Annotated in this window: 4 protein-coding genes; 3 read left to right on the plus strand and 1 reads right to left on the minus strand. The window is 44.1% G+C overall.

Annotated elements, in window-relative coordinates; genetic code table 11:
- The coding region (locus ACTNES_RS19250) for a beta-mannosidase (RefSeq protein WP_441040419.1) at nt 1-2,081 on the plus strand (2,081 nt) is incomplete at its 5' end.
- Between the two features lie 156 nt (nt 2,082-2,237).
- Here ACTNES_RS19250 and ACTNES_RS19255 read toward each other — a convergent pair.
- A complete protein-coding gene (locus tag ACTNES_RS19255) occupies nt 2,238-2,615 on the minus strand; it encodes a DUF1292 domain-containing protein (RefSeq protein ID WP_291804620.1) in 378 nt (125 codons plus the stop codon).
- Between the two features lie 256 nt (nt 2,616-2,871).
- On the opposite strand from ACTNES_RS19255, the gene ACTNES_RS19260 reads away from it, so the two are divergent.
- Nucleotides 2,872-3,630 (plus strand): exodeoxyribonuclease III, encoded by a 759-nt coding sequence (locus tag ACTNES_RS19260; protein ID WP_291804622.1) that lies wholly within the window; start codon nt 2,872-2,874, stop codon nt 3,628-3,630.
- Between the two features lie 52 nt (nt 3,631-3,682).
- Nucleotides 3,683-5,203: Type II secretory pathway, pullulanase PulA and related glycosidase (locus ACTNES_RS19265; RefSeq protein WP_441040420.1), on the plus strand; the 1,521-nt coding region annotated here is incomplete at its 3' end.

Consider the following 5,203-nt stretch of genomic DNA (forward strand, 5'->3'; position numbering starts at 1 on the left):
CTCCACTGAAATACATGGCAGAGGCATTTAAGAAATATAGGAACAGAGGAACTGAAGATACTGTTGAGGGATTTATGCATCTGCGCAAAGGCCACTATATGTGTGGCTGGGACTGGGGTGCATGTCTGCCGGATGGAGGAATCTTCCGTCCTGTAACACTTCTGGGAATCGAAACAGCCAGACTGGACAGCGTCTATATCCGTCAGGTACATGAGGATGGAAAAGTCCTGCTGGTTCCGGAAGTAGATGTGGAGACTGTCGATGAGGAAGAAAGCGGATCAGATGATTATGAAGGTACAGAAGCACTGGAATATCAGGTAACGGTAACTGCGCCGGATGGAACGAAAACGACATGGGATGACTGTCCGGATGAAATTGAGATTGAGAATCCACAGCTCTGGTGGCCGAATGGACTGGGTGAACAGCCGTTATATCAGGTACAGGTAGACCTGAAAGCCGGTGACAAGATTGTGGACACCTGGTGCAGAAAAATCGGTCTCCGTACGCTGACCATGCACGTAGAGAAAGATCAGTGGGGTGAGAGCTTTGCCCACGAAGTAAACGGTTATCAGGTATTTGCCATGGGTGCGGACTATATTCCTGAGGATAATCTGCTTCAGAGAACATCCAGAGAGCGTACCAGAGAACTGCTTCTTCAGTGTAAAAGAGCGAACTTTAATACAGTACGTGTCTGGGGAGGCGGCTATTATCCGGAAGACTGGTTCTTCGATCTCTGTGACGAGCTGGGCCTGATGGTATGGCAGGACTTTATGTTTGCATGCTCTGTTTATGAACTGACACCGGAGTTTGAGGCGAACATCCGTCAGGAATTTATTGACAATATCAAGCGTCTCCGCCATCACGCATCCCTTGCATTGTGGTGTGGAAATAATGAGATGGAAATGTTTGTAAAGCAGAGAACCTGGGTAACTAAGCCAACAGAAGTGAGAGACTATCTGTTCATGTATGAACGCATTATTCCGGAAGTACTCAGCGAATACGACCCGGATACTTTCTACTGGCCGGCGAGCCCGTCATCAGGTGGTTCCTTTGATGAGCCAAATGATCCAAATCGCGGAGATGTACATTACTGGGAAGTATGGCACGGCAATAAGCCGTTTTCAGAATACCGAAAATATTTCTTCAGATATGCGTCCGAGTTTGGCTTCCAGTCATTCCCGTCTGTAAAGACGCTTGAGACAGTAACAGATGATCCGAGAGAATTGAATCCATTTTCTTATGTAATGGAGAAACATCAGAGAAATTATGGTGGAAATGGAAAAATCGCCAAATACATGCAGGCAGCATATCGTTATCCTGAGAATTTCAGCGATTTCGTTTATGCGTCCCAGCTTCTGCAGGCGGATGGAATCCGTTACGGGGTCGAGCATTACCGTAGGAACCGTGGACGCTGCATGGGTGCAATCTACTGGCAGTTAAATGACTGCTGGCCTGTAATTTCCTGGTCATCTATTGATTACTACGGACGATGGAAAGCACTTCATTATTATGCGAAGAGATTCTTTGCACCTGTAATGCTCTCCTGTGAGGAACAGAACTGGATGACTGCAGAGGCAGATATGAACCGCCAGCATTTTGAGTTTGAAAAATCCATTCATCTGAATGTGACAAATGAGACTCTGAATCCGCATAAGGTTCTGGTGAGGTATGCAGTGCGCAATGCAAAAGCTGAAATTCTGCATCAGGAAGAACAGTGGGTACAGGTTCCGGCACTTTCCAGTATATGGCTGGATAAAGTAGAGCTTCCGGAGATTGACTATTTTAATGAGTATGTAAGTTATGAGGCATGGGAAAATGAGCAGATCATTTCTCAGGGAACAGTGATCTTCTCCTATCCAAAATACTTCCGATATCTGGATCCGAAGCTGACTGTGAATGTGGATGGAGACGAGATCGTTGTGAAGGCAGAAGCCTATGCAAAGAGTGTGGAGATTCAGAATGAGAATGATGATCTGATCCTTGAAGACAACTATTTCGATATGAATGCAGGAGAGTACAGAGTGAAGATCCTCAGTGGAACACCGAATGGACTGAAAGTACGCAGTGTGTATGATATATAATGGATGATTGCAGAGACACTATTGAAGTGAGAATGGATTAAAGTTTGAGTATAAAAAATAAGAATCATCAAACTATATTTTATAATATAGTGAGATGGTTCTTATTTTTAACAGCAGGTATTATAAATACCTGTCTATAGGATATTCGATGACAGATCAGTCAATCTGTCCCATCTGGTCTTTGGCATTCTGAAGAACGGTATCAAAAGCAACGGCAGCTTTTGCATATTCTTCATCACTTTCAATATTAGAGAGCATCGGATCGCCTTTTTCTGTACGTGCGAATGTATAAAGATAAACTTCACCGCTCTGATTCTGTCCGTTCTCGTCCAGCGGGAGAAGTGCGATATATTCCTTGCCATCTACAGGGAATACAGTAAGTACTGCACATTCTATTTCTGTATCATCTTCCATGGTAAGGGTGATGGTTTTGTGGTTTTCAATTGGATCGCAGCCGCTGTTAGAACTGCATCCGCCTCCGCAGGAAGCGCAGTCGCTTGGATTACATCCGCCTAATGTAAATTCGTCACTCATTTTATATTCCTCATTCTTTCTTGTTTATTTGTCTGCTGATAGGAAATATTCTTACGATATTTCCGACACCTTGATATCGTTTTATTGTAGCAGAAATACGGGGGAAATGCAAGATTGCAGACGGATTTGCCGGGATCACGGAATTAGAAAAAGGTGTTTTTTACAGAGCCAAAACGTGCTATAATGATAAAAGAGTCTGACTGCAGAAGAAACAGTCAGACAGAAATGATGAAGAGACAGGGGAGATCATTTTAATATGAAATTAATCTCATGGAATGTAAATGGAATCCGTGCCTGCATTGGCAAAGGATTTGTGGAGAGTTTCAATGACCTTGATGCAGATATTTTCTGCCTGCAGGAGACGAAATGCCAGCAGGGACAGGTAGATCTGGAACTTCCGGGATATTACCAGTACTGGAATTACGCTAACAGACGCGGATATTCAGGAACTGCTGTTTTTACAAAGAAAGAGCCATTATCTGTGGCTTATGGAATTGGAATTGAGGAGCATGACAAAGAGGGACGTGTGATCACGCTGGAATTTGAGAACTTTTATCTGGTAACTGTATATACACCAAACTCTCAGAGTGAACTGCGCAGACTGGAATACCGTATGCACTGGGAGGAGGATTTCCTAGCATATTTGCTGAAATTACAGGAGAACAAACCGGTGATCTGCTGCGGGGATTTCAACGTGGCACATAAGGAAATCGACCTTAAGAACCCTAAGACAAACCGAAAGAATGCCGGCTTTACAGATGAGGAGAGAGCCTGCTTTGACAAGGTGGTTGAGAGCGGATTTATCGATACTTTCCGCTACTTTTACCCGGATGTGGAAGGCAGATATTCCTGGTGGTCTTACAGATTTAAGGCAAGGGAGAAGAATGCAGGATGGAGAATTGACTATTTTATCACTTCTCCGCAGTTAAAAGATAAACTTGAGGGAGCTGATATTCATTCAGATATTATGGGATCTGACCATTGCCCGATTGAACTGAAAATTGCTTTAGATTAACCAGATCCGGCGGTGAAGAGCAATAAGAAAGAAATATGGAGGAGATAAAGAGATGGCTGAGCGCAGGAAGATAAAAACAGAAAAGGGGCTGGCTCTGGTGCCTGGTGCAAATAAACTTTCGGATGGATATAATTTTGTACTGGAAGTACCGGAGGGCAGCAACGCATCTCTGGTTCTCTACAAGAAGAGAGCAAGAAAACCTTTTGTTGAGATTCCTTTTACAGAAGAGAACAGAACAGGAAATATGTATGCATTAGCTATTCCGGATTTTAAATCTGAGGATTATGAGTATAATTTCATGGTGGATGGAAAGGTGTATACAGATCCCTGTGCATACAGAATCCTGGGAAGAGAGCGTTTTGGTGCGGCAGCAGACAGTGATCCTCACAAAGTAAGATGTGGGTTTCTGAAGAATGAAGTTTTTGACTGGGAAAATGACAGAAATCCGCAGGTTCCTTATTACGAGATGGTTCTTTATAAACTGCATGTAAGAGGCTATACAAAGGCAAACCGCAGTATCAGAGGAGTGAAAGGAACATTCCAGGCACTGGAAGAAATGATTCCATACTGGAAGGAACTGGGAATCAATACGATTGAGCTGATGCCGGCTTATGAATTTATGGAGAGTGGCATTGCCAGTGATCCCACAACGGCAGGAATGGTTTCCGAGAAACGCACAGAAGGACGTGTGAATTTCTGGGGATATATACCAGGCTATTATTTTGCCCCAAAGAGATCTTACTGTGCGACAGATGATCCGGAGAAGGAATTTAAGACATTGATCAAAAAGCTTCATCAGGCAGGAATCGCCTGTATTATGGAAATGTACTTTCCGAAAGAGAGCAATCCTGTAGTAACACTGCGTGCATTGCAGTTCTGGAAACTCTATTATCATGTAGATGGATTCCATGTTCTTGGAGAGGGCGTTCCGACAGAACTCCTGATGCATGATGCAATTCTGAGCGATACGAAGCTGATGTTTCATGATTTCAATGAAGATCAGGTTATCAGAAAGAAGAATCCGGCAGGAAAGTGCATCGCACAGTATAATCCGGGATTTCTGCAGGATATGCGCTGTTTCTTAAAGAGTGATGAGGATATGGTAGGCGCGGCTGCCTACAGGACACGAAGAAATCCGGGTGCGTATGCAGTGGTCAATTATATGGCATGTCAGGACGGATTTACGCTGAATGATATGGTAACTTATAATTACAGACACAATGAGGCGAATCAGGAGAACAATCAGGATGGAAGCAGCTACAACTATTCCTGGAACTGTGGGGTGGAAGGCCCGAGCAGGAAGATGCAGATCCGTCAGCTGAGAGAACGTCAGCTGCGAAATGCATTTCTTATGGTACTGCTTGGTCAGGGCGTTCCGATGATCTACGGTGGAGATGAGCTCTGTAATTCCCAGAACGGAAACAATAATGCCTATTGTCAGGATAATCAGGTAGGATGGATCGACTGGAAAGGCATAAAAAAGAATGAGAAAATGCTCCAGTTTGTAAAACAGGCGATTGCTTTTCGCAGGGAGCATCCGATCCTTCATGTGCCGGAGGTGATGCGAGGCGTG

The sequence above is a fragment of the Blautia sp. HCP3S3_D9 genome (genome assembly GCF_052063845.1).
GTDB lineage: Bacteria > Bacillota > Clostridia > Lachnospirales > Lachnospiraceae > Blautia_A.

Excerpts from the sequence above, each read along its gene's own strand:
- ACTNES_RS19255 (WP_291804620.1), bottom strand. The coding sequence starts at position 2,615 with ATGAGTGACGAATTTACATTAGGCGGATGTAATCCAAGCGACTGCGCT.
- ACTNES_RS19260 (WP_291804622.1), top strand. The coding sequence starts at position 2,872 with ATGAAATTAATCTCATGGAATGTAAATGGAATCCGTGCCTGCATTGGC.